The 23,621-nt window shown below is 37.3% G+C and carries 26 protein-coding genes, 1 tRNA gene and 1 pseudogene; 19 read left to right on the top strand and 9 right to left on the bottom strand.

The window, feature by feature from the left end; translation table 11 throughout:
* The first annotated feature begins 24 nt into the window (after nucleotides 1–24).
* Together gdhA and IGL15_RS08735 are read left to right on the top strand one after the other, a co-directional pair.
* Nucleotides 25–1,374 (top strand): NADP-specific glutamate dehydrogenase, encoded by a 1,350-nt coding sequence (gene gdhA / locus IGL15_RS08740; RefSeq protein ID WP_002306402.1) that lies wholly within the window; start codon nucleotides 25–27, stop codon nucleotides 1,372–1,374.
* Between the two features lie 111 nt (nucleotides 1,375–1,485).
* The gene (locus IGL15_RS08735; protein ID WP_002288574.1) at nucleotides 1,486–2,832 is read left to right on the top strand and encodes a glucose-6-phosphate isomerase; all 1,347 of its coding nucleotides are present in this window, start codon (nucleotides 1,486–1,488) and stop codon (nucleotides 2,830–2,832) included.
* Nucleotides 2,833–2,935: 103 nt separating this feature from the next.
* On the opposite strand, the pseudogene IGL15_RS08730 reads toward IGL15_RS08735, so the two are convergent.
* The 3 genes and pseudogenes from IGL15_RS08730 to IGL15_RS08720 all read right to left on the bottom strand — a co-directional run.
* Nucleotides 2,936–3,079: pseudogene (locus IGL15_RS08730) on the bottom strand (integrase); the annotation flags it as partial.
* Nucleotides 3,080–3,190: 111 nt separating this feature from the next.
* Nucleotides 3,191–3,577 (bottom strand): YxeA family protein, encoded by a 387-nt coding sequence (locus tag IGL15_RS08725; RefSeq protein ID WP_104765345.1) that lies wholly within the window; start codon nucleotides 3,575–3,577, stop codon nucleotides 3,191–3,193.
* 267 nt (nucleotides 3,578–3,844) lie between these two features.
* Nucleotides 3,845–3,994 carry a hypothetical protein gene (locus tag IGL15_RS08720; RefSeq protein WP_002293931.1) on the bottom strand — a complete coding sequence of 50 codons (150 nt, stop codon included), beginning with the start codon at nucleotides 3,992–3,994 and terminating at the stop codon, nucleotides 3,845–3,847.
* Nucleotides 3,995–4,454: 460 nt separating this feature from the next.
* Here IGL15_RS08720 and IGL15_RS08715 point away from each other — a divergent pair, with 460 nt between their 5' ends.
* On the top strand, nucleotides 4,455–4,667 hold the full coding sequence (locus tag IGL15_RS08715) for a hypothetical protein (protein ID WP_002297633.1): 213 nt from the start codon (nucleotides 4,455–4,457) through the stop codon (nucleotides 4,665–4,667).
* A 277-nt stretch (nucleotides 4,668–4,944) separates the two neighbouring features.
* Here the strand turns inward: IGL15_RS08715 and IGL15_RS08710 are convergent, their stop codons facing one another.
* Nucleotides 4,945–6,744 (bottom strand): glycerophosphoryl diester phosphodiesterase membrane domain-containing protein, encoded by a 1,800-nt coding sequence (locus IGL15_RS08710; protein ID WP_104765346.1) that lies wholly within the window; start codon nucleotides 6,742–6,744, stop codon nucleotides 4,945–4,947.
* Nucleotides 6,745–6,867: 123 nt separating this feature from the next.
* A complete protein-coding gene (locus IGL15_RS08705; RefSeq protein WP_002287776.1) occupies nucleotides 6,868–7,464 on the bottom strand; it encodes a TVP38/TMEM64 family protein in 597 nt (198 codons plus the stop codon).
* Nucleotides 7,465–7,814: 350 nt separating this feature from the next.
* On the opposite strand from IGL15_RS08705, the gene IGL15_RS08700 reads away from it, so the two are divergent.
* Both IGL15_RS08700 and IGL15_RS08695 read left to right on the top strand, forming a co-directional pair.
* Entirely contained in the window at nucleotides 7,815–8,159 is a 345-nt protein-coding gene (locus tag IGL15_RS08700; RefSeq protein WP_002293927.1) for a carboxymuconolactone decarboxylase family protein, read from the top strand.
* A complete protein-coding gene (locus IGL15_RS08695) occupies nucleotides 8,160–8,579 on the top strand; it encodes a cupin domain-containing protein (RefSeq protein ID WP_002306407.1) in 420 nt (139 codons plus the stop codon). It abuts the gene before it with no gap.
* A 91-nt stretch (nucleotides 8,580–8,670) separates the two neighbouring features.
* Here the strand turns inward: IGL15_RS08695 and IGL15_RS08690 are convergent, their stop codons facing one another.
* Nucleotides 8,671–9,024, bottom strand: a complete 354-nt coding sequence (locus IGL15_RS08690) for a hypothetical protein (protein WP_002293923.1) — start codon at nucleotides 9,022–9,024, stop codon at nucleotides 8,671–8,673.
* Nucleotides 8,990–10,321: a DUF1576 domain-containing protein gene (locus IGL15_RS08685; RefSeq protein ID WP_002293921.1), complete on the bottom strand. Its 1,332-nt coding sequence runs from the start codon at nucleotides 10,319–10,321 to the stop codon at nucleotides 8,990–8,992. Before IGL15_RS08685 ends, IGL15_RS08690 begins: the two co-directional genes overlap by 35 nt.
* Nucleotides 10,322–10,576: 255 nt before the next feature.
* On the opposite strand from IGL15_RS08685, the gene IGL15_RS08680 reads away from it, so the two are divergent.
* The 4 genes from IGL15_RS08680 to asnB all read left to right on the top strand — a co-directional run bounded on the left by IGL15_RS08680 (nucleotide 10,577) and on the right by asnB (nucleotide 14,908).
* Entirely contained in the window at nucleotides 10,577–11,143 is a 567-nt protein-coding gene (locus tag IGL15_RS08680; RefSeq protein WP_002302607.1) for a TetR/AcrR family transcriptional regulator, read from the top strand.
* 144 nt (nucleotides 11,144–11,287) lie between these two features.
* A tRNA-Ser gene (locus IGL15_RS08675) sits at nucleotides 11,288–11,375 on the top strand.
* 338 nt (nucleotides 11,376–11,713) lie between these two features.
* A complete protein-coding gene (bsh, locus tag IGL15_RS08670) occupies nucleotides 11,714–12,688 on the top strand; it encodes a choloylglycine hydrolase (protein WP_002306408.1) in 975 nt (324 codons plus the stop codon).
* Between the two features lie 324 nt (nucleotides 12,689–13,012).
* A complete protein-coding gene (gene asnB, locus IGL15_RS08665; protein ID WP_002293915.1) occupies nucleotides 13,013–14,908 on the top strand; it encodes an asparagine synthase (glutamine-hydrolyzing) in 1,896 nt (631 codons plus the stop codon).
* 193 nt (nucleotides 14,909–15,101) lie between these two features.
* On the opposite strand, the gene IGL15_RS08660 is transcribed toward asnB, so the two are convergent.
* Nucleotides 15,102–15,548, bottom strand: a complete 447-nt coding sequence (locus tag IGL15_RS08660) for a DUF2188 domain-containing protein (protein ID WP_002293914.1) — start codon at nucleotides 15,546–15,548, stop codon at nucleotides 15,102–15,104.
* 214 nt (nucleotides 15,549–15,762) lie between these two features.
* Here IGL15_RS08660 and rpmG point away from each other — a divergent pair, with 214 nt between their 5' ends.
* A complete protein-coding gene (gene rpmG, locus IGL15_RS08655; protein ID WP_002293909.1) occupies nucleotides 15,763–15,927 on the top strand; it encodes a 50S ribosomal protein L33 in 165 nt (54 codons plus the stop codon).
* Nucleotides 15,928–16,014: 87 nt separating this feature from the next.
* A complete protein-coding gene (locus tag IGL15_RS08650; RefSeq protein WP_002324997.1) occupies nucleotides 16,015–16,533 on the top strand; it encodes a dihydrofolate reductase in 519 nt (172 codons plus the stop codon).
* Between the two features lie 76 nt (nucleotides 16,534–16,609).
* On the opposite strand, the gene IGL15_RS08645 is transcribed toward IGL15_RS08650, so the two are convergent.
* Nucleotides 16,610–17,566: an ABC transporter substrate-binding protein gene (locus IGL15_RS08645; RefSeq protein ID WP_002293906.1), complete on the bottom strand. Its 957-nt coding sequence runs from the start codon at nucleotides 17,564–17,566 to the stop codon at nucleotides 16,610–16,612.
* Between the two features lie 165 nt (nucleotides 17,567–17,731).
* Here IGL15_RS08645 and IGL15_RS08640 point away from each other — a divergent pair, with 165 nt between their 5' ends.
* The 8 genes from IGL15_RS08640 to IGL15_RS08605 all read left to right on the top strand — a co-directional run bounded on the left by IGL15_RS08640 (nucleotide 17,732) and on the right by IGL15_RS08605 (nucleotide 23,525).
* Nucleotides 17,732–18,538 (top strand): ABC transporter ATP-binding protein, encoded by an 807-nt coding sequence (locus tag IGL15_RS08640; protein ID WP_002293905.1) that lies wholly within the window; start codon nucleotides 17,732–17,734, stop codon nucleotides 18,536–18,538.
* On the top strand, nucleotides 18,535–19,524 hold the full coding sequence (locus IGL15_RS08635; RefSeq protein ID WP_002293904.1) for a FecCD family ABC transporter permease: 990 nt from the start codon (nucleotides 18,535–18,537) through the stop codon (nucleotides 19,522–19,524). Before IGL15_RS08640 ends, IGL15_RS08635 begins: the two co-directional genes overlap by 4 nt.
* The gene (locus IGL15_RS08630) at nucleotides 19,521–20,525 is read left to right on the top strand and encodes a FecCD family ABC transporter permease (protein ID WP_104765386.1); all 1,005 of its coding nucleotides are present in this window, start codon (nucleotides 19,521–19,523) and stop codon (nucleotides 20,523–20,525) included. The genes IGL15_RS08635 and IGL15_RS08630 overlap by 4 nt, the downstream gene beginning before the upstream one ends.
* Before the next feature lie 131 nt (nucleotides 20,526–20,656).
* Entirely contained in the window at nucleotides 20,657–21,199 is a 543-nt protein-coding gene (locus IGL15_RS08625) for a 5-formyltetrahydrofolate cyclo-ligase (RefSeq protein ID WP_049142477.1), read from the top strand.
* 19 nt (nucleotides 21,200–21,218) lie between these two features.
* A complete protein-coding gene (locus IGL15_RS08620) occupies nucleotides 21,219–21,917 on the top strand; it encodes a rhomboid family intramembrane serine protease (RefSeq protein WP_002289885.1) in 699 nt (232 codons plus the stop codon).
* 20 nt (nucleotides 21,918–21,937) lie between these two features.
* Nucleotides 21,938–22,150, top strand: a complete 213-nt coding sequence (locus IGL15_RS08615; RefSeq protein WP_104765387.1) for a YqgQ family protein — start codon at nucleotides 21,938–21,940, stop codon at nucleotides 22,148–22,150.
* Nucleotides 22,150–23,112 (top strand): ROK family glucokinase, encoded by a 963-nt coding sequence (locus IGL15_RS08610; RefSeq protein ID WP_002293901.1) that lies wholly within the window; start codon nucleotides 22,150–22,152, stop codon nucleotides 23,110–23,112. The genes IGL15_RS08615 and IGL15_RS08610 overlap by 1 nt, the downstream gene beginning before the upstream one ends.
* 17 nt (nucleotides 23,113–23,129) lie before the next feature.
* Nucleotides 23,130–23,525, top strand: a complete 396-nt coding sequence (locus IGL15_RS08605; protein ID WP_002293900.1) for a rhodanese-like domain-containing protein — start codon at nucleotides 23,130–23,132, stop codon at nucleotides 23,523–23,525.
* Nucleotides 23,526–23,621 lie beyond the last annotated feature (96 nt).

Below are 23,621 nucleotides of genomic sequence, written 5' to 3'. Positions count from 1 at the left end.
AGATAAGCAAAGGAGCGTGGAACGATGACAAACGCAACAGAATATGTTCAAGCAATTCAAGAAAAGCTACATCAAAAGGATCAAGGGCAAGAAGAATTTTTACAAGCAATCGATGAATTCATGCCCACGGTTATGTCTTTTTTGGACACTCATCCCGAATATATCGAAAAGAATATCTTAGAACTTTTAACGGAACCAGAAAGAATTATTCAATTTCGAGTGCCTTGGCAAGATGATGAAGGAAACTGGCGAGTAAATAGAGGGTACCGTATCCAATACAACTCAGCTATCGGCCCTTATAAAGGTGGATTGCGCTTCCATCCTAGTGTCAATCTAAGTATCTTGAAATTTTTGGCTTTCGAACAGATTTTCAAGAATAGTTTAACCGGTCTGCCAATCGGTGGAGGAAAAGGCGGGAGTGACTTCGATCCTAAAGGAAAATCTGATAATGAGATCATGCGTTTTTGTCAAAGTTTCATGCTGGAATTGTCAAAACATATCGGCCCATCGATTGATGTTCCTGCGGGAGATATCGGTGTAGGAGCTAGAGAAATCGGCTATTTGTTCGGCGAATATAAACGATTGAAAAAATATGATACTGGTGTGTTGACAGGTAAACCTTTGGATTTTTGGGGAAGTAAGATACGTACGGAAGCTACTGGTTATGGATTAGTGTATTATGTCAAACATCTATTGAACGAAGAAAAAGATTCATTTAATCAAAAAACAGTTTTTGTTTCCGGAAGCGGGAATGTAGCCATTTATGCAATCGAAAAAGTGCAAGAGCTAGGCGGGAAAGTTGTTACATGTTCAGATTCTAGCGGGTACATCTATGATCCAGAAGGAATAGATGTGAAACTATTGAAAGAAGTCAAAGAAATCAATAGACAACGTTTGACGGAATACGCAAACCAACGTCCTTCTGCTATTTATCATGCTGGAGAATCTGTTTGGACATTGAAAGAAAAAGCGGATATCGCTTTGCCATGTGCTACTCAAAATGAAATAGACGAAAGCTTGGCCGAAATCTTAGTAGAAAATGGGATCAAAATCGTAGCAGAAGGCGCTAATATGCCATGTACAGTAAAAGCTGTTTCTGTTCTTCATGAAGCAGGCGTGTGGTATTGTCCAGGAAAAGCTGCTAATGCTGGAGGAGTGGCAGTATCTGCTTTAGAAATGAGTCAGAACGCCCAGCGATTGACTTGGGAAAGAGAGCAAGTGGATGAGCAGCTGGATCAAATCATGGAAACGATTTACCATACGTGTCGCCAAACAGCAGCCGAGTACGGCGACGAAAAAAATCTGCTTCTTGGAGCAAATGTTGCTGGATTTGAAAAAGTTGCCAAAGCAATGGCAGCAGAAGGTTTAGTTTGAAAAATGAAACTTTCTTGGAAATATTGTCAGCATTTTGTTTATTTGCTTGAAAAATAATAAAAAAAAACGTAAAGTATTACCTGTAGAGTAAACCTATAAGGAGGAGAACAAATGGCACACATTCATTTTGACTATTCAAAAGTAGCACCGTTTGTCAACGAACAAGAGTTAGGGTACATGCAAAGCCAAGTAACAGCAGCCCACAACGAATTACGGGAAGGTACTGGCGCAGGAAGCGACTTCCGCGGCTGGATCGATTTACCAACGAACTATGACAAAGAAGAATTTGCACGCATCAAAGAAGCAGCTAAAAAAATCCAATCTGATTCTGAAGTATTAGTTGTTATCGGTATCGGTGGTTCTTATTTAGGCGCTCGTGCAGCGATCGACTTCTTGAATCACACATTCTTCAATTTATTAGATAGCAACACAAGAAAAGCACCACAAATCTTCTTTGCCGGAAATTCAATCAGCTCAACATATATTGCTGACTTGATCGAAGTAATCGGTGATCGCGACTTTTCAGTAAACGTTATTTCAAAATCTGGAACAACTACTGAACCAGCGATTGCGTTCCGTGTATTCAAAGAGCTTCTTGTTAAGAAATATGGACAAGAAGAAGCAAACAAACGTATCTACGCTACAACAGATAAAGCAAAAGGTGCAGTTAAAGTAGAAGCAGATGCAGAAGGTTGGGAAACTTTCGTGATTCCTGATGACATCGGCGGACGTTTCTCTGTATTAACTGCTGTTGGTTTGTTACCAATCGCTGTTAGTGGTGCAGATATCGATGCATTGATGCAAGGTGCCGCTGATGCAAGCAAAGCATACTCAAGCGACAAACTAGAAGAAAACGAAGCTTACCAATACGCAGCAATGCGTAACATTCTTTACCGTAAAGGCAAAGTAACTGAGTTGTTGATCAACTATGAACCAGGAATGCAATACTTCTCAGAATGGTGGAAACAATTGTATGGTGAATCTGAAGGAAAAGACCAAAAAGGCATCTATCCTTCAAGCGCAAACTTTTCAACTGATTTGCACTCTTTAGGACAATTCATCCAAGAAGGACGTCGCAATATTTTCGAAACAGTTGTGAAGGTTGAAAAACCTCGTAAATCAATCACAATTCCTGAACAAGCAGAAGATTTAGACGGTCTAGGCTACTTGCAAGGAAAAGAAGTGGACTTCGTAAATACAAAAGCATTTGAAGGAACATTGCTTGCTCATACAGACGGTGACGTGCCTAACTTGCTAGTCAAAATTCCAGAAATGGATGCTTATACATTGGGTTATACAATGTACTTCTTTGAAATTGCTGTAGGTATTTCAGGTTACTTGAATGGAATTAACCCATTCGACCAACCAGGTGTAGAAGCTTACAAGAAAAACATGTTCGCACTTCTAGGCAAACCAGGCTTTGAAGATCTTGCCAAAGAATTGAACGAACGCCTGTAAGATAAGGATTTTTCGCTAAATTTAAAAAATCAGTGATAGAAACATGTTCGCTTCTAAATAAAATTAGTGATAGTTTTAGTGATAGCGAACTTAAAAAAAGCACTCAATTTGAGTGCTTTTTTATTTGCTCTTCTATATAGTTTTCTAGTTGATTCATTGATCTTTTTTTCACTTCGGGAGAAATATGGGCATAGACTTGTGTAGTAGAAATATCTTTATGACCTAAAAAATCTTTGATATCTTCTAATAAGGACTGGAAGAACAGGAAAGTGACTTCGAAGACCCATTCTATTTTTTGTTTTCTAAAATCAACAAAAAAGCACTCACTTCGAGTGCTTTTTTACGATATATTCTTAGCTTAAGATAGGCCTAATCTTTCTTTTACAGATGAGGGTACCTTATCGCTGGTAATTACTTTTTTCTCTATGATCCGCTTTTCGCTTGCTTTCAACTGCAAGATCGTTCCTTCGGGGTAAGCAGAACCATTGGCAGAGTCACCAGAAGTAATGACATCGAAATCTAACTGTCTTTTTTCACCGTTTTCAGCATAAGCATCTACGTTGTATTTAAAACCTCTTCCAATTACTTCCCCATTATCTGCTTTGATATCAGTTTCTGCAGGCATTGGAGCTTTGACTACCGCATAATAATCTTTACCTACATAAGTAGACTGATAGTAGTCCCAACCTTTCCATCCTATAAAAGCAATCAATATGATAACGATCAACCCTAAAATTTTTTTCATGAAAGATCTCCTTTTTTATTTTTATTATATTAAATATTATACAGATAATAACGGAATATTATCATCGAAACAGCTAACAAAATTGTCATAAAAAACGAGATGGTTGATATTAGAACTTGTGTTTTTGTTTAGATCTAGAGATAAAGAGAGACAATTTCCAAATATATGTAATGAATACAAAAAGACGTTTGTCGCGGATTACCGTTACAAACGTCTTTTATTGATTTTCCGAGATCTCATCAGTCGCCATTTGGAATGGTTCACTCCTTATCTAGATTCGTTTAATGCTCGGACTGCTTGTTCGATTGTAATACCAAACGCAACGTTATTTTCGTTTTGTGCATCAATCGCCATAAAACGGTTAGAAGTTGTATCAAAAGCTACGCGGTATTGCATATTTGTTTTTGTAAACGTCATAAAATCCATCTCCTTTGTAATGTAATTTAGTTCTTGAAAGTTTCCTTTAAACTTTCGAACTTATACCAAGTTTAGCATCGTACGTTTTTTGATGCAATTAAAAAGCATTTATCATTTTCCTTATTTATTTTTTCTTAAATGGTTTAGCTATTTTCTTTTAATCCGATAAGTAGCCCAATCATCAAGGTTACAAATACTATTGCTTGAATATAAATCATATGCTCACCTCTTTATAAATAACTTAGCAATATAAAGAAAAAAACGCACGAACAACATAGGAATATAAACAAACGTTTTTGTCACAACGTCTAAGATCGTGTTAAAAAATAGTTATCTAAAAAGCAGAAAGATACTCAAAATAAAAAATAAAAAAATGAATAAAAACGTTTTCAAATATAAGGTAATTTGTTATTATAAAATAAAGAAAAACAAAATAAAAATAAAGAAAAGAGGGAATGAAATGGTAAAAGCAGAAGTAGGAAGATCTTATATATGCAAACCGATCGGAGTATCTCATGAACTAATCGGCTGTATTGAACGTACATATATCAACACGGCTGTCGTGTATGTTGAAAGTTATGACCAACGAGACTATCAACTTATCAATGAAAGCAAGTATCGCATGCTCGTAAAATTCTGTGATATTAGCGCACCTGCTGAATTGGTTTCTTAAACAGTATTTTTGAGAATTCGCAAGAACTCCCTTATAATATAAATAAAGACAGAAGGGAGCGAGAAGATATGCCAAAAAGAAAAAGTTCAGGGAAAATGGGAATTATTCTTGCAGTGATCTCTGCAATTCCTGCTATTTTAGCTATTGTTCGTGCGATGAAGGAATCAAGAGAAAGTTAAGCACACATTATGAGCGTCAAACAAAAAACGCATATACCTGCGGTGGCAGGTTATGCGTTTTTTGTTGTATAAAGACTTTTTTCATTAACGATTTTTGATTAGCCGACTCCCAAAACAAAATTTAGCAGTTTATCTGAATAAGTGATTTCTTCATCTGTTTGTTTCACACTTTCATTTAGTAGTCCCATCTCATCGGTTATGATACCATCCACACCATAAAACATCATGCGACTCATGGCATCTGAATCGTTGATTGTCCATACATATACTTCTTTTCCGTCTTGGTGGGCAGAATTAATGAAGTTACGGTTGATCGTACTATATTCCATTGTCAGAAAATCAGCAGGCGTCACAGGGGGCCCAACAATATTGAAAGGTAAGATGTAGCCCACATAAAAGTTTGGTTCTGCTTCTTTTAAATCTGAAACGGTTTGGTACGTCAAACTTTGCAAAATATGATGGTTCTCTAAGATAACTTTGCGGTATTTATGGACAAATCGTTCGACAAGGTCATCCGAATCTTTTTTAGAGGTCTTGATCTCAATAAGTAATTTTTGGTTTAGCTTATGTGCTTTTTCCAAATAAGAATCAAAAGAACAAACAGGGGCTTGCACTCCGTTTTCAGTAACTGTAAGATTTGTCAATTCTTTCAATGTAAGATCCTGTGGTGTTCCATTTACCCCTGTTAAGTGACGAAGATTTGCATCATGCATCACTACGAAATGACCATCTTTTGTTTCCTGAACATCCATCTCTACATAATCAGGATGATAGTCTCTGCTTGTTTTTTCAAGTGCTTCTAAAGTATTTTGCGCCCCATTTTGGGTACTCACACCTCTGTGAGAGACAGTCACTGGTTTTGTCTGAACAGCTGAAGTCAGATAATCCATATTGTAAAGACAGACGCCAATACCGAAAAAAACTGCAAAAAGAGTCAAACCAGTGTTTTTCAGCGCAGAGAAACGCAAGTTGGGGGCTTGTGGGATAAACCACTTAGGGATCTCAGGCAAGAAGCCTTCGTCATCCATGAGATCAACAATGATATAAAAAATCCCTACGGTAGACATCACGATATTGAATAATAAAATCCCTTGTAAAAGCGTCATAGCAAACACAGCGCTGATCAATGCATAGTCTGGGAAAAATTGTTCAACCATACTTTGTGCCAAAATAACAACGATATATCCTAAAGAAGAAAGGAGTAAAATCGTACCGCCAATCACAATAAATTGGCCCGTGATGGCCAAAAGACGCGATTTGGTCAATGACCAGCTTTCCCGAATGGCTGCTCGAAAAGGACGATCTCGTAGAATCATTTCCGGTAAAGCAAAAATCAGTCGAATCCCAATATAGCCAAGGAAAATATAAACGAGTAAAAAGGAACTGACGATGATCCAACGGTTAGCAAAAATAAAATCCATAATGAAAGCGGGGATTTTTATTTTTGACAGTAGATCAGAATTAAAACTTAATCCGCTGATCGGTAGAATCAATAAAAAATAAGCAAGGAAAAACAAAAAAGTAATGGGTCTCACTTTCTTCAGCTGAAGTATCGTCAAGTGTAAGAGTTGCTTCAAAGAGATTGGTTCTTTCTTTTTAATAAAAAAGACACTCATCAAAAGAAAAGTAAATTCGAAATAAACTAACAGTAAAATCATCATCAAAACTACGATTAACGAGAGTAGAACCCCAGGATGTTGAGAAAAAATTGAAGGAATATTGTCATAAGACAAATAGTCAATTGCCCCTCGGTGTAAAATAAAACGGGTCGTACTGCTCAATAAGGGTAAACAAATAAATAAAATAAAGCCATGCATCAGCAAGACATCACGGAAATAAGCTTGTGTTCCTTTTAAAAAGTCCCAAGCGTTACCTAAGCTACGTTTTAAATAATTCATCCTATCACCTGCTCTTCACATTGTAGCGCAAATCTAATGAAAAAGGAAAGGGTGCAGTGTGTTTTGCAGACCCTTTCCCAGATTTAACATTGTCAATCAATGACTAATTTTGCAAAATAAATATTATCCAAGAAGACCACTTAGATATTGGCCTCCATAAATCAAGGCCATACTATATAAGAAAATCGACAGTGGTTTAGCAATCAAAATGATTAGTGTATATCGTTTCACTGACATGTTTGTCAATCCAGCCATCAAACATAACGCATCGTCAGGAGCAACTGGAAGAAAAATAGCTAGAGCAAACAGCTTCTCAAAGCGGTTTTGATTATCCAGCCAGCCAATATATTTGTTATATGTCTTATCGCTAATCATGGAAAGTATGAATGGCTTTCCATAACGACGCCCTAGCAGAAAAATGATAATCGAACCAATGCAGATTCCAATATAGTTATAGATAAATCCAGCATAAGGGCCAAATATCAGGACACCAGCTGCAGTACTGATCCCTCCAGGAATGATTGGAATAACTACTTGCAGGATTTGGATGAAGACAAAAATAATCGGTCCTAAAATGATGGAATCACCTACTAATCCTCTTAACGCATTCAAATCTTTGAAAACACCTAAATTAATAAAATAAATCGTCAGCGCGATTGATAGGCCTAATCCGATAATGGATATGAAATTTATCAGTTTTCGAGAGGCAGCAATATTCATTATTCATCAACTCCTTAGAGGTTCTTTGTTAACTATACTTTACTAGAAAAGCAACTAACTGCGCCATTTTTTGATATGACAGAAAACAAACAATTTTGTAAGTTCATCATAAGTATAAAAGATTGATCTCAAAAAAACATCCAACTAAAGACTTATTTAATAACTTGTTTTTTTTTAAAATAAAAAAAGCGTTAGCAACTATGCTTAAAAAGCATATCGACTGAATAAACTAAGCATTGGACAGGCTGAAAGACTACATTTAAAATGAAATACGAAGAAACAATAGAAAATAAAGTTGCCTTAGAACCACAGTTGAATCACCTAACAGTCGTGAAGGGAGAATAAGAGAAATGGCAGAAAAACAAACCGCAGGACGAGATCAATTAGGAGATTTTGCACCAAAATTTGCAGAATTGAATGATGATGTTTTATTTGGACAAGTATGGTCCAGAGAAGAATTATCTGCTCATCAGCGTAGTATCATCACCATATCTTCATTAATTTCAGGAGGAAATTTTGAACAATTGCCAGCTCATCTGAAGATTGGCAAACAAAATGGCATTACTGGTGAAGAAATAGCAGAAATCATTACCCATTTAGCTTTTTATGTAGGATGGCCAAAAGCTTGGTCAGCTTTTAACTTAGCAAAAGAAATCTATCTAGAAGGAAACAGCGTAAACAAGAAAGAGGCGTAAATGATGACAAAATACGAAGAAATACACAATGGCGTGATTTTTCCAGCAGGGGAAAAAAACGAAGCTTACGCTCAGGTATTTACTGGGCAAAGCTATCTGAATATGTTAGTGAATGATCCCGAAGTTTCTGTTGGTGTAGGGAATGTAACATTTGAACCAGGTTGTCGCAATCACTGGCATGTCCATACAGATGGATATCAAATCTTACTTGTGACTGGCGGAGAAGGATGGTACCAGGAAGAAGGAAAGCCAGCAAGACGATTAAGAGCTGGAGACGTTGTGGTGACGCACAAAGGAATCAAACACTGGCATGGTGCTACAAAAGACAGTTGGTTTGAACATTTAGCGATCACTTCCGGAAACTCAGAGTTTTTAGAACCTGTAACAGATGAAGTGTATGAAGGATTGGAAAATCAATAATGTCAAGCTTGAACAGCTCCTGAAAGTAGATTTTAATCGAACTTTCAGGAGCTGCTTTTTTGATTCAGTCTTTTATAAATAGAAAATAGGGTTAATAATAGGAACGAGGAGAAGCACGTCGAAAGATCTTAATATTGATAATCGGCTGGGCGTACATGATTTCCACATCATCAATCAAACTACCTAACAGATGATAATCTTCCCGATCATGTCGGGGATTACCTAATAGTTCCTGATAGTAGATTTCCATACTAGGGTCCCGAGGATTGTTCAGCAAATCAGCAAGTACATCTAAATCTTCTGGCTGAGTTTCTGCCGTACCCTGTATCTCTATGAAAAGCCCTTCCTCAGCAAATTCTACTCCAATACGTATTTCAGTTATTTCATGGGAATATAAATAAGTAAGAAGCTCATCGATGATTCTTTTTGATAATTCTTTTTCCAAGTGTCTTTTTTTCCTTTCTGACAGCGGTAAAGTTATCTAGTATCGGTACAAGGATACCTGCAACGAAACCAGTTGAAAAACCACTGTTATATAGATTTAGTCCTCCGTGTAAAGTGCTGACGTTATGGACAAGAGCAATATGTAGCACACCAGCTATTACACCGTAAAAACTGCCGTAAAAACCGCTTATGGGCGCGAGACCTGTCCCGAACACAGCTGCAACAAGCATGCCAGTACTGGTGATCTCATGAAAAGTTCCAAACAAAGAAGCAATAAATATTCCGACTAGTATCGGAAAACTGTTTTTTAAATGACAACCAAAAGCACTGAAACCAACCGCAGATAAAATAGCACCGATGACAGGTCCATTTAACTGACCGCCAACCAGTAAAACATAAGAAGACAGCATCAGACCAACTAAGCCCATGTTGATCAAAGTAGCACCAATACCAGAATTAGCAATGAAATCAGTTGTCAATTTTCCAGATGAATCGAAAATCTCTCGAATCCCCGAAAGCCGAAAGGAATTATAATAGAAACCAATTCCGACTGTCAGCGAAAAAAAGCCAAAAATAATCCAAATGAGAGGAAAGTGATATTCATTGGAAACCAATGTATTTTCGACGATTGAATAGCTGAATAACCTCAAAACAGCAGTAAAAGTCATCGCAATCAACCCAGAGGTGAATCCAATATTATAAAGTGTGAATCCACGATGGAAAACTAAAGTTTGAGCAGCTAAGGGCGGAAGAAGTAGACCAATTGCTATGCCAGCTAAATTCCCCAATAAAATACCTATCAGTAAAGGAAAACGCATACCAAAAGTGATATAACTAACGACTGGTGATAATGCGCTACCAAACAGTCCGATCATGATGTACTGAGAAAAAGGTTTATTGACAAATACAGCGTATAGATACACACCTAAAATGATTGAGATAGAATTATAAAGGTTTTTGCCAAAAAAAGAGAAACCGGTAACTGTTAGAATCGAAGCAAACAAGGGACCGTTTAAAATCACCTTGTGCCGATAAGCTAAAAGCACAGAAAGTAAGGTCAAAATCCCTACATTTATGAATGCGCTTCCGAAACCGCCTAAAGCAAAATAATCTGTCAAAAGATTGCTTGGCGAGGTAAGAATAGTTAGCAATCCACTCCAATTATCAGTAGGAGTACCAGAAAGCAAGCCAATAAAAAGAAAAAAAGCACCTGTAAAACCAAGATAAAAATACTTTCTTTTCTGTGAAACGATTCGTTTTTGAGGATGAATATAAATAACGTCAGTTTCGTTTTCCATTACACACCTTCTTTTTCATTTTCTTTAACTATAACTTGAAATGAAAGATTTGGTCAACTATCATTTAGGTCAAAACTAAAAATGTAAGGGAACCCATTGAATTTAACCAAATTTTTTTAATTTTGCAAAAAAAGTTAAAGAAGACTGAGAAAAAAATTTAAAATATAACGTTTTGAGTAAAATGTTTGCAAAAAATGCTAAAAATAGGGTACAATAAAACAACATATACTGCAGTAAAGAAGTGGGGGAGTTTTAATGAGAAGAAAAGTCTATACCAAGGATCAAATTCTAAAAGCTGCTTATGATGTTGTTGCAAAGGAAGGGTTTAAAGGATTTACTGCGAGAAATATTGCTAAAAAGATGGGGATTTCGACACAGCCGATTTATCTGGAATTCAAAAACATGGAAGATTTAAAAAATACGTTGCTGGATTCTATCTTTGAACAACTAAAAGAAGATGTTTTCCCTATTGAACGTACTGGTGATAAAATCATTGATCTCGGTTTGAACTATATCTACTTTGCAAAAAAGCATCATAGTCTTTACATGGCATTGTACATTGATGAACATGGGGACGGAAAGAAAATGCATGATTTTTCATACAATTATTTCTGTGAAATAGTTAAAGAAGATGAAAGATACAATCAATTATCGGATGAATATGTCGATGCTCTGCATACTGGTACGTGGGTAGCAGTGACTGGCTTAGCGTCATTGATGTCATCAAATATCATGCATCCAACAGAAGAACAAATCATTGCACTGATCAAACGGACAATTGACTCGATTTTAGCATTAGATAATCCTGAAATAATCAGATAGTGTTCTATCAGTATGAATTTGATCGGTAAGTCCGTTGGCTGCAAACTGTCAATGGACTTTTTTGCTAAAAAAAGCGATTTCTGTTATTTATCTATTAGAAATAGGCTTGACATTTCGTGGAAAAAGTTTAAAAATAGTACTTACGGAAGGTTGGCAGAGTGGTAATGCACCGGACTCGAAATCCGGCGAACCGGCTAATACCGGCGCGCAGGTTCAAATCCTGTACCTTCCTTATATCAACGATTAGAGGTTGTAAAGAAGCTGTCCTGCATCAAGTAATAAGAACGGCCAAACAAAAATAGCTTTTCCTATTTTTTCGTTTGGTTGGACTTATTACCGCAGATGCAAGCTTTTGAACACCGTTTGTTCGGAATAAGGGGCTGTGACAAGGCTTTTGTCACAGCCCCTTATTTTTGTTGTACTTTTAGCCTACAATATTTTTTGATTCCCCCTGAGTACTATTTTTTATAAATGCTAGTAAATCAATCTTCTTTGGCCTTTTTTTTGATAAAACAAAATACTAGATGTAAGATAAAAGTGTAAAAACGATTTGTTTTAGGAGGGGAAACGATGTGTACCGCAATCACTTATGCAACGAAAGACCATTATTTTGGAAGGAATTTTGATTATGAGATGTCTTATAATGAAGTAGTCACTATTACTCCAAGAAATTATCGTTTCGATTTTAGAAAGGTAAAAAATTTAGATAAACATTATGCAATGATTGGGATAGCAGCTGGGGTAGCCAACTATCCACTCTATTATGAGGCTACAAATGAAAAAGGGTTGAGTATGGCAGGACTGAATTTTCCTGGCAATGCTGATTATAAAGAATTACAAGAAGGAAAAGATAACGTTGCACCATTTGAGTTTATTCCATGGATACTAGGGCAATGCTCAACCATAGACGAAGCTAAAGAATTATTGGCTACTATCAATCTAGTCAATATCGATTTTAGTGAAAAACTACCCTTGTCACCTTTACACTGGTTATTAGCTGATAAAGAAAAATCGATAGTAATTGAAAGTATGAAAGATGGACTTCATTTATATGATAATCCTGTCGGTGTGTTGACAAATAATCCGCCATTTGATTATCAATTATTTAATCTGAACAATTATCGCTCGCTATCAAATGGAACACCAGAAAATCATTTTTCAAACCAGATCAGCTTGAATGTTTATAGTCGTGGGATGGGAGGATTGGGCTTACCTGGAGATCTCTCTTCTGTTTCTCGATTTGTAAAAGCCACATTTACTAAAATGAATGCTGCATCAGGTGATTCAGAATCTGAAAGTATCAGTCAATTTTTTCATATACTAGGCTCAGTCGAGCAACAAAAAGGAGTATGCGATACTGGAGAAGGAAAATACGAATATACGATTTATTCTTCTTGCTGTAACGTTGATAAAGGGATTTATTATTATCGTACGTATGAAGACAGTCAAATTACTGCTGTAAATATGAATAAAGAAGACTTGGATCGTCATGAATTGGTCAGTTATCCAGTCATAAAAGAGCAACAGATAAACTATGTCAATTAATTAATGAATAGATCCGTTTGGTATCATATTTTCTGATACAGTCATAATTAGACACGATCTTTAGGTCGTGTCTTTTTTTGCTGGTTTTTTTGGAAATAGCATCCACTAATATTTTTTTAACACGAAGAGAATAAGATAGCCTCAAAAAAGAAAACATGGTAAATTAGATATTGGGACTTTATTTTCTGTAAAAACAGAAACTTTCATCTTTTGTTTTCACGTGACGAAACTGTAAGAGAGAAAATATTCGTCCGCTATTTATTCTATGATAAGATGCATATGAATGAAATAAACAGTAATTTTATATTAGGATGTGAAAGTTAAATGTGCGGTATTGTAGGTTTTGTTAACGACAAGGACAACAAAAAAACAATTATTAATACAATGATGGATCGAATCGTTCACCGTGGACCTAATAGTTCAGGAGAATATATCGATAAACATGTTGCTTTAGGATTCAGAAGATTAAGTATTATTGACTTAGAGGGCGGTACTCAGCCTATTTACAATGAAGATCGGACAAAGATCATTATTTTTAATGGCGAAATCTATAATTACCAGCCTTTGAGAGAAGAATTGATTGCAGCTGGCCACGTTTTTCAAACACATGCAGATACAGAAGTCCTTTTGCATGGTTACGAAGAATGGGGAACAGAATTATTGCAAAAGATCCGCGGAATGTTTGCTTTTGCTATTTGGGATAATGAAAAGAATGAGTTATTCGGTGCAAGAGACCACTTTGGGATCAAACCATATTATTATGCAGAAATGAACGGAACATTTATGTTTGGTTCAGAAATCAAAAGTTTTCTGCCTCATCCTGATTTTAACAAAGAATTGAACAAAGAAGCGTTGAAACCTTATATGACTTTCCAATATTCTCCATTAAACGGCGAAACATTCTTCAAAGATGTCTATCGTTTGCCTGAAGGCCATTATTATACGTATAAAGATGGAAAACTAGACATTCAGCAATATTGGGATGCAGATTTTGAAACAAAAGAAACGCATTCCCGACAAGAATGGATCGAAAAAATCGACGAAACCGTTCAAGCTTCTATTGAAGCACATACGGTCAGTGATGTAGAAGTTGGTTCTTTCTTATCCAGCGGGGTTGATTCCAGTTATGTAACCTCTGTATTGAAACCAGATCATTCTTTCTCAATCGGGTTTGATGATAAAACCTATAATGAAGCGATTGAAGCCAGAAAACTAACCGAACTATTGGACTTAGATAATACAGCAGCAGTGATCGACGGAGACATGTCGTTCAAAGCATTCCCTTTGATCCAGTATCACTTAGATGAACCTGATTCAAACCCTTCTTGCGTACCTTTGTACTTTTTAGCAAATCTTGCTTCACAAAGCGTGCGGGTAGTCCAATCTGGAGAAGGGGCGGATGAACTGTTTGCGGGATACCAAACGTATGGATTCCATACGAATTCAAAATTCATCCGTGTGATTGCTCAAGGATTGAAAAAATTACCAAAAGGAACACGCTATAATTTAGGACGTAAAATCGGAAAAATGAAAAATTTCCATGGACGGATCCATTTATATGAATCACTTGCTCCTGCAAAAGAATATTTTATCGGTCATGCTCGAGTGTTCGAAGAATCAGAAGCATCAGAAGTGTTGACACCAAAATATCAAACAGCACCATCTGTGGATGAAATCATGACTGTTCATTACGAGAAAACAGAAGGAATCAAAGATGAAGTCAATAAGATGCAATATGTCGATCTTCATCAATGGATGCCAAAAGATATCTTGTTGAAGGCAGATAAACTTTCTATGGCAAGTTCTTTGGAAGTCCGAGTACCTTTATTGGATATCGAAGTCATGAAATTGGCTCAACAAATACCAAGTAAGTTCTTATTGAATCAAAACAACACAAAAGATATTTTCAGACAAGCTGCGAACAAACATCTTCCGGAAGAATGGTCGAATCGTGTGAAATTAGGATTCCCTGTGCCAATCAAAGCTTGGTTGAAAGAAGAACACGGCTACGAACAAGTCAAAGCATTATTCGAAGCAGATTTTGCAAAAGAATTTTTTGATCAAGAAAAAATCATGAAGTTGCTAGATGACCATCACGAAGGACGTAAAGAAGAGCAAAGAAAAATCTGGACAATCTTCAGTTTCTTGACATGGTATAAAGTCTACTTTGTAGATGAAACGATTCCGCAAGCAGAAGCAATCGACTATGTGACTGTTTGATGAAAATCAAATATCAATAAAAAAGAGGTTTTCTCCTACCGTTTAACACCGAGTGATAAGAAACAATTTCAAAAAACAGCTCTTCCCGTTTTATAGATATTATGACTTGTGGTTCGGAGTTGGCAGAGGAACACCATTGTTTCGAACATAAGGGGTTGTGACACGATTTTCGTCACAACCCCTTTACATATGTTCAATAATCGATTTCTTTTTCTTTTGTCCCATCTTTTTTATAAATGACCAAAGTTGATTCTTTGTTTTGTGCTACTTGTTTTCCTTTTTCGATCGCTTCTTTCTTTGTATCAAAATGGTTGCTAGCCTTTTTTGCTCCTTTAGATTTCACGATCCATTGTTCTTCGGCATATTCTACGATCACATCTGAATCAAGCAATTTTCCGGCACGAGGATTCGTATCATGTTTATCCGACTTACTTGGATTTTTTTCTTTTTCGAATGTTCGTCTTTCTGATTCACTAGCATTTTCATACCACTCTTTTGCTTGATCAATGGCAATTGGGATCGCACGGCTATCAGGATAACCCTCGTCTAATAGAGCATTTGCGATGTCGATCGCCTTTTTTCTTGTCAGTTTATCTAAGTTTTTCATTGATGCAGGAAAGTCCTTCATGTTCCATGGCATATTAGTATCCCCCTTTATTTAAAAAAACATAGTCTCTATAAACAAGTGTAAGGGTATTTATACAAAAAGAAAAAGATTTTGTCTGAGAAGTAAAACCGTTGTATTTATCGTCAAGTAGTTTTACTTAACAAAATCGTGAAAAACACTAGCAATCTGGAAAAAATCATGGTAAGATAATCAAGTCTGAGAGTCATCTTAGAGGATTCTTGTAAAAATGGGAGGGAAAATCATGCGCGTAAACATCACTTTAGAGTGTACTTCTTGTAAAGAACGTAACTATCTAACAAGCAAAAACAAACGTAACAATCCTGATCGTTTGGAAAAACAAAAATATTGCCCACGCGAACGCAAAGTTACTTTGCACCGTGAAACAAAATAATGTTTTTAAAGTTCTCAATTCCTTGCTGGTCAAAGAATTGAGACTTTTTTTATCTCAAAACATCTAAAATCATAAGGAGCGGATAATATGTTTATTTCCATGTGGGCACAAGATAAAAATGGTCTGATCGGCAAAAATGGTTTGTTACCATGGCGATTGCCAAATGATATGCGTTTCTTTCGCGAACATACAATGGATCGAATTTTAGTGATGGGAAGAAAGACCTATGAAGGAATGGGGGATCTTTCACTTCCTTATCGCCATATCATCGTGTTGACAACGCAACCAAATTTTCGTACGAAAGAAAATGCGGAAGTAATGCATTCGATCGATGAACTTTTGTCGTATAGTCAAACGATCTCAGAAGATATCTATGTTTCGGGTGGTAGTCGGATTTTTCAAGAACTTCTTCCTTACACTGGTCGGATCTGGCGAACATTGATCGATAGCACGTTTGAAGGCGATACGTATATTGGGAATATTGATTTTTCAGACTTCACCCTTATAGAGGAGTATGAGGGGATAACGGATCAAGAAAATCTATATGCCCATCGTTTTCAAAAATGGGAAAGAGTAAAAAATAGGGTTGCTTCAAAAGAAGAATAAAATCTATGCGTCTAGTTTGTTAATAAGAACAAAAGCATCTCACGACTAATCGTGAAGATGCTTTTTTTAGTTAAAATCAATTTAGTTTTTCTTTGATATCATTGACCATTTCCTGACTGGCAATAGGTCCGTTATATAGCCAGCTAGATTCAGGTCCGAATTGCAGTACATGATTGTCTGTCACTGCTTTAAGATTCTTCCAGCTTGGTTCATTGAACATGGCAGCATCTTTGTCACTGTTCACAAGGATGATGTAGTCAGCATCTAATTCAGCTAGCTTTTCAGAGGAAACAGCAGACCAGTCAGAAGTGGCTTTTTTGGAGACCTCTTCCACTAGATCAGGAACACCAAATTCCAGATCGTCGTATACGATTCTTCCACTTGACCGATTTTTGCTGACCATAAAGGCTGAGTTGTTGGTCACCCACAACACTGCAGCTGTCTTGTTCTCGATTTTATCTGCTAGTTCTTCTCGAGTTTTCTTGATGGATTTTTGATAATCGGAAATGATTTTTTCTGCCTCTTTTTCTTTTGCCAAAGCTTTGCCGACATCTTTTAGTTGTTCTTCCCATGTGACATCTGTTCCGTTTTTTACAACATAAGTTGGCGCGATTTTGCTATATTGTTCGTATTTCCCGCCTTCGACAGTAGCGGAAGAAGAAATCAACAGCAAATCAGGTTCAAAGCTTAACACTTTCTCATAAGGAAGATCATAAGAAATCGTTGGGACATCCTTTAAATCATCTTGCAGATAATCTTGAATGGAACCACTGCCAACAGTCCACTGGGCGATAGGTTTTTCCCCTAGTGCAATCAGATAGTCTTCTAAGTAACTGCCGATGATCCGTTTGGGCGCGTTTGGAATCTCTACTTTATGTCCAAGTGTATCTGTGACTGTATGAGTACTATTGGATGAAGTCGTCGAATTGGCAGTTGTAGCTGTTTCTTTATCTGAAGAGGGGGAGCAAGCGCTCAGTACTCCAGCCAGCAGCAATATGCTAGATAATGTGAATACTTTTGTTTTTAATTTCATTTCTTTCCTCCTGACATAATTGAGAATCTTTCTCATTGGTTATTATTCCTGATATTTCGAACGCTGTCAACCGCTTCATTTGGCTATAGATATGAAAGTAGCGCTTGACGAAATGTTGAAACAGCGTCATAATTGAGAATGATTTTCAGCGAAAGGATGGGTGAAATGACGAGATTAAGAGCAGCTGACATTGCAGCCGGCTACGAAAACAAAAAAATCATTGAAAACATGTCTGTTACGATTCCTGAAGGGAAAATCACTAGTTTGATTGGGCCAAATGGAAGTGGAAAATCTACTTTATTGAAAAGTTTTACCCGTATACTACCTGTGAAATCAGGAAAGATCATTGTCAATAACTCTGATATCTCTACATACAGTTCAAAAGAACTTGCAAAAAAAATTGCATTATTAGCACAAACTAGTGAACACCCTACAGGTATGACAGTAGAAGAAGTAGTATCTTACGGACGATACCCTTATCAAAAACTGTTCAGTGGCATGGACACGCAAGATCATGAAGCAATCGAGTGGGCGTTGGATGCTACAGGTCTAGCTGGATTTCGTATGCGGGATATCGCAACGCTGTCTGGTGGACAAACCCAGCGTGTCTGGATCGCTATGGCACTTGCTCAGGAAACAGATATCTTGATCTTGGATGAACCGACAACATTTTTAGATCCGGCACACCAATTAGAGATCCTACAGTTATTGACTGAAATCAATCAAATGAAACAAACAACGATCTTGATGTCGATTCATGACATTAATCATGCTTCACGTTTTTCAGATTATTTATTAGCAATGAAAAACGGTAAGTTGATCACAGAAGGTACACCTGAAGAAGTGATCACAAAAGAGTGTATGAAAAAAATATTTGAGATTGATGCAACGATTGTCACGCTTCCAAGAACAAATAAACCAGTTTTTCTAACCTATGATTTGTTGCCAAAAGAGCAGGAGGATCAATTATGAGGACTATGAAGAAAAATAGACTCCTGCTTTTGGTCTGTTTTGTTCTTTTGATTATTTTTTTTGTTGCTCTTTCAAATGGCGCAGCGACTGTGGGAAAAGCAGATTTTTGGCAGGCGTTGTTTGATTTTGATAGATCAAAACAAAGTCACCAAATCATACGAAATATTCGTTTGCCTCGTGTGGCGGGAGCATTTCTTGTAGGGAGTTGTTTTGCATTGAGCGGTGCATTGATGCAAGGAGTGACAAGAAATCCTTTAGCAGATTCAGGCTTACTAGGAATCAACGCGGGTGCTTCGTTGGCAATGGCCCTTAGTTTTGCTTTTTGGCCTAAAGCTTCTGATTTTTCTGTGTTTCTAATGTCATTGGCAGGTTCTTTTGCTGTAACTTTGCTCGTATTTGGTTTTTTGCAGTTTTCGAAAATGGGCATGAATCCTTTACAGCTGATTTTAGCTGGCGTAGCTATTAGTTCTTTTTTTACTGCTATCAGCCAAGCACTTACCCAATTCTTTAATCTGCAGCAGGATCTTGCTTTTTGGTTTGTAGGCGGAGCTGCCAATATCACATGGAAACAATTAGCAGTATTGTTTCCTTTATATATACTTGCTGTTTTGGTTTCTTTTTCATTAGGAAAAGCAATATCTTTGATTCATTTGAGTGAAACACATGCATTAGCTCTTGGAAGTCATCCTAAACGAACGCGGTTGATTGTTTTCTGTCTAGTCGCAGTGTTGGCAGCCATAGCAGTTTCGTTAGTCGGTCCAGTCTCCTTTATTGGACTGTTGGTTCCGCCAGTTGTTCGTGGAATGGTTGGAACGGACTATCGTTATGTTCTACCTGTCTCTTTTTTAGTTGGCGGTGGATTGGTTATGTTGGCGGATTTTACAGCGAGGATGATCAATCCCCCTTTTGAAACACCTTTTGGATTAGTCATTGCATTGATTGGCGTTCCGTTTTTACTGATACAAGTAAGGAGGGAACAACGGTGAAAAAAATATATTGGACGTTCTATTTCTTGCTTTTTGTACTTATCATCCTGTCTATAGGTAGTTTAATGATTGGTACGCCTTTTATTTACCTGGATCAGCTTTTTGCCACGTTCATAGGGAAAGAATCATCTTCTTTGGCGCTGATTGTTAGAGAATTTCGAGTTCCTCGATTACTGATCAGTTTATTAGCAGGAGCTTGTCTTGGCGTTTCTGGTTATATCTTGCAAGGAGTAACAAGAAATGAATTGGCAGATTCTAGTATATTGGGCATTAATGCCGGAGCAGGATTTTTAGTGATGCTTTATTTAGGTTTCTTTTCGCACTATTCGCTGCCGTTTCTATTGCTAGTTGTAGCCTTTCTAGGTGGTGTTTTAGCTGCTTGCTGTGTCTATCTTGCGGCCTATGATCGAAATGGCTTTTTGGGTATGAATCGAATCTTATTGTCCGGTATTGCCGTTAATGCCGGCCTTTCTGCATTAACATTGCTATGCACGATCCAATTATCTAAGGAAAATTATGGATTTGTGAATGCATGGTTAGCGGGATCAATCTGGGGTGCGAGCTGGCCTTATGTTTGGGCATTGCTTCCATGGGCGGTTATCTTAATTCCGCTAGGAGGACTTTATGCACAGAGGATTGGATTGCTATCATTTGGTCAAGAACGCGCACAAGGATTAGGCCTTAACGTGGCTAAAAGTCAAAAAATCCTTTTGTTGTTAGCTGTTGCTTTGGCAAGCGGTAGTGTAGCGGTGACAGGTAGTTTATCTTTTGTAGGACTACTAGCTCCTCATGCTGCGAAGCTAGTCGTACGTAAAGAAAATAACTGGACCTTTGTTCTGAGCGGTTTGTTCGGTTCCATTTTTGTGCTTAGTGCAGATATGGTTGCTAGAGTGATTCTACCAAGTGGGGAAGTACCTACAGGAATTTTGATTGCCCTGTTTGGTGCGCCATATTTTCTGTATGCACTTTTTATCAGACAAAAACACGCGCTGAACAGTTGAAATTCATTAAAAAAGGAAGGCCAATCATTTCTAGGTCTTCTTTTTATTCTATTTATGCATTTATTTGAAAGTTCGATTGCTATTTTTCTTTTTTTCCTATACCATTTTATGAGAGAAGGAAGGGTGAGTTTTTGGACCAATTGAAAGTAATATTACGCCGGAAAGGAATCGAAAAGCTGAAAAATCTGGCCAAAAGTGGCAAGAAAAAGGAAAAAGAACAGCGAATCTATAAACAGCTATTCGCCAGCGAGTACTGGAAGTCAGCAAAAGTGATAGGGACGACTTTATCGAATGAATTTGAACTGGATACACAGCCGGTTATCCAACGAGCAGAAAAAGAACAAAAGAAAATAGTTGTACCTAAAACTTTGCCGAAACGTCAGATGGCGTTTTATGAAATGGATGAACAGTCCGTTCTTGTACGTTCGAGTTTTGGTGTTCTTGAGCCACAATCAGAGAAGCTCTATTTGCCGGAGATGATCGATCTCCTCATTGTACCAGGTATTATCTACAATAGAGCCGGTTATCGAATCGGTTTTGGCGGTGGTTATTACGACCGGTATTTAAATAATTTTCATAAAAAAACATGTAGCCTTGTTTTTCGTGAACAATTGAATGAACAATGGCAACCGGAGAGCTTTGATCAGAAGATCCAACAATTGTTTATTGACTAAAATGAAATGGGAGGTTTTCATGAATTATCAACAGCAAATAAAATTGCGTGCATGGTTAAGACGACCGTTATGGACCTATGCTTTTTTAGGGATACAGACAGCGGTCTTCCTCATGATGGAATTATTTCCGCGACTTGAGATCCCTTATTATGCCGGAATGTATGGTCCTTATCTTGTTCACTTCAATGAATGGTGGCGTTTAGTGACACCAATCTTCATCCATTTTGGACTGATGCATTTCGTAATGAACTCACTGATATTGTATTTTATGGGGCAGCAAATCGAGGCAATCTATGGCCATTGGCGTTTTTTCTTGATTTATATGTTCAGCGGGATAATGGGAAATACAGCAAGCTTTGCTTTTAACGAAGCGAATGTTCTGTCTGGTGGTGCGAGTACTTCGATATTCGGTTTGTTCGGTGCGTTGTTTATCTTAGGGTTTCATTTTAAACATAACCCAGCGATCCAGCAGCTAGTCAGACATTTTCTTTTATTTATTGTGTTGACATTTGTTTTTGGTCTTCTGGATACCTCTGTAGATGTTTGGGGACATGTCGGTGGGCTAATTGGCGGATTAGTGTTAGGGAATGTTTTGGGTCTACCGAAACAACAGACAAGCTATTCGATACACCAAAGGATTCTTTCTACACTAGTTTTTGTATTTCTTTTTGTAATATGTATTTTACTGGGTTTAAAAAAATATGGTTTACTTGTATAATATGAAGGAAGTGCTTAAAGATGGAGAGCTTATATGATGTACAGCAGCTGTTCAAAAAATTTGGCATCTTTATCTATGTGGGTGCACGCATCTATGACATTGAATTAATGACTATCGAATTGCGTAATCTGTATGATAGCCGTTTGATTGATCATGATATATACATGACAGCGTGGCGCATATTAAAAAGAGAGCACCGAATTGAAGAAAGCCGAAAGAAAGGAAATTTGTAATGGACAAGAAGATTATTGGGATTGATTTAGGTGGAACAACAGCAAAATTTGCAATTTTAACACCAGAAGGAGAGATTCAACAAAAATGGAGCATCGATACCAATATTTTGGATGATGGTAAGCATATCGTTCCTGAAATCATTGAATCAATCAACCATCGTTTGAATTTATATAATATGAAAGCCGAAGACTTTATCGGAATCGGCATGGGTACCCCAGGAAGCGTGGACAGCGAAGCTGGAACGGTTATTGGTGCGTATAACTTAAACTGGACAGAAGTTCAATTTGTGAAAAAACTGATCGAGGCAGGAACAGGAATCAAATTCGCTATCGATAATGATGCGAATGTTGCTGCTTTAGGTGAACGATGGAAAGGTGCTGGAGAAAACGATCCAGACGTTGTATTCGTTACTCTAGGAACAGGTGTTGGCGGTGGTATCGTTGCTGGCGGAAATTTGATTCACGGCGTGAGCGGAGCAGGCGGAGAGATCGGCCATATCACTGTGGATCCTGAAGGGTTCGAATGTACTTGCGGTAAACGCGGATGTTTAGAAACTGTGTCTAGCGCTACTGGTGTGGTACGTCTAGGTCGTTACTTGGCAGAAGAATACGCAGGAGATTCAAAACTGAAAGCAATGTTAGACAACGGTGAAGAAGTAACAAGTAAAGATATCTTTGAAATGGCTCAAGAAGACGATCCGTTTGCATTGATGGTTGTTGATCGCGTATGCTTCTACTTAGGTTTAGCTTGCGCCAACTTGGGGAATACATTGAATCCGTCAAGTATTGTGTTAGGTGGAGGAGTATCGGCAGCAGGAGAATTTTTACGCAGCCGTGTAGAGAAATATTTTAAAGAATTTACTTTCCCGCAAGTAAGAGAATCAACAAAAATCAAATTAGCAGAGCTTGGAAATGAAGCTGGTGTCATTGGCGCTGCCTCATTAGCCTTGAAATTTGCTTAAAAAAACGGAGGCATTACATGGTTTTATGGGTAATTAATATCATTTTGCTATTGATTGTGCTTGCAATCATCTTTTGGGAAGTCTATCTACGAGTAATGGCCAAGCGTTCAGCAACGACTTTGACAGAAGAAGAATTTCGAGAAGGAATGAGAAAAGCACAAGTAATCGATGTTCGCGAAAAAGATGTGTTTGATGCTGGGCATATTTTAGGTGCAAGAAACATCCCTTACACTGTTTTGAAAGATTCATTAGGATCTATTCGAAAAGACCAGCCTGTTTATATTTACGATCAAAAGAAAAGTTTGAGCATCCGTACAGCAAATAAATTACGTAAAGCAGGTTATCAAGAGATTTATTTACTTAAGGGTGGATATGACGGATGGTCTGGAAAAATCAAAAGTAAAAAAGTATAAAACAGATGATTGTATGACAGCTTTAAAAACCGAATCAATCATTAGATTTTGACCAAGATCACATGAACGGCGCAATGGATAGTTGTGCCGTTCATT

The sequence above is a fragment of the Enterococcus sp. DIV0436a genome, from assembly GCF_051711605.1.
GTDB lineage: Bacteria > Bacillota > Bacilli > Lactobacillales > Enterococcaceae > Enterococcus_B > Enterococcus_B faecium.
This window is presented reverse-complemented; position numbering and strand designations above follow the sequence as displayed.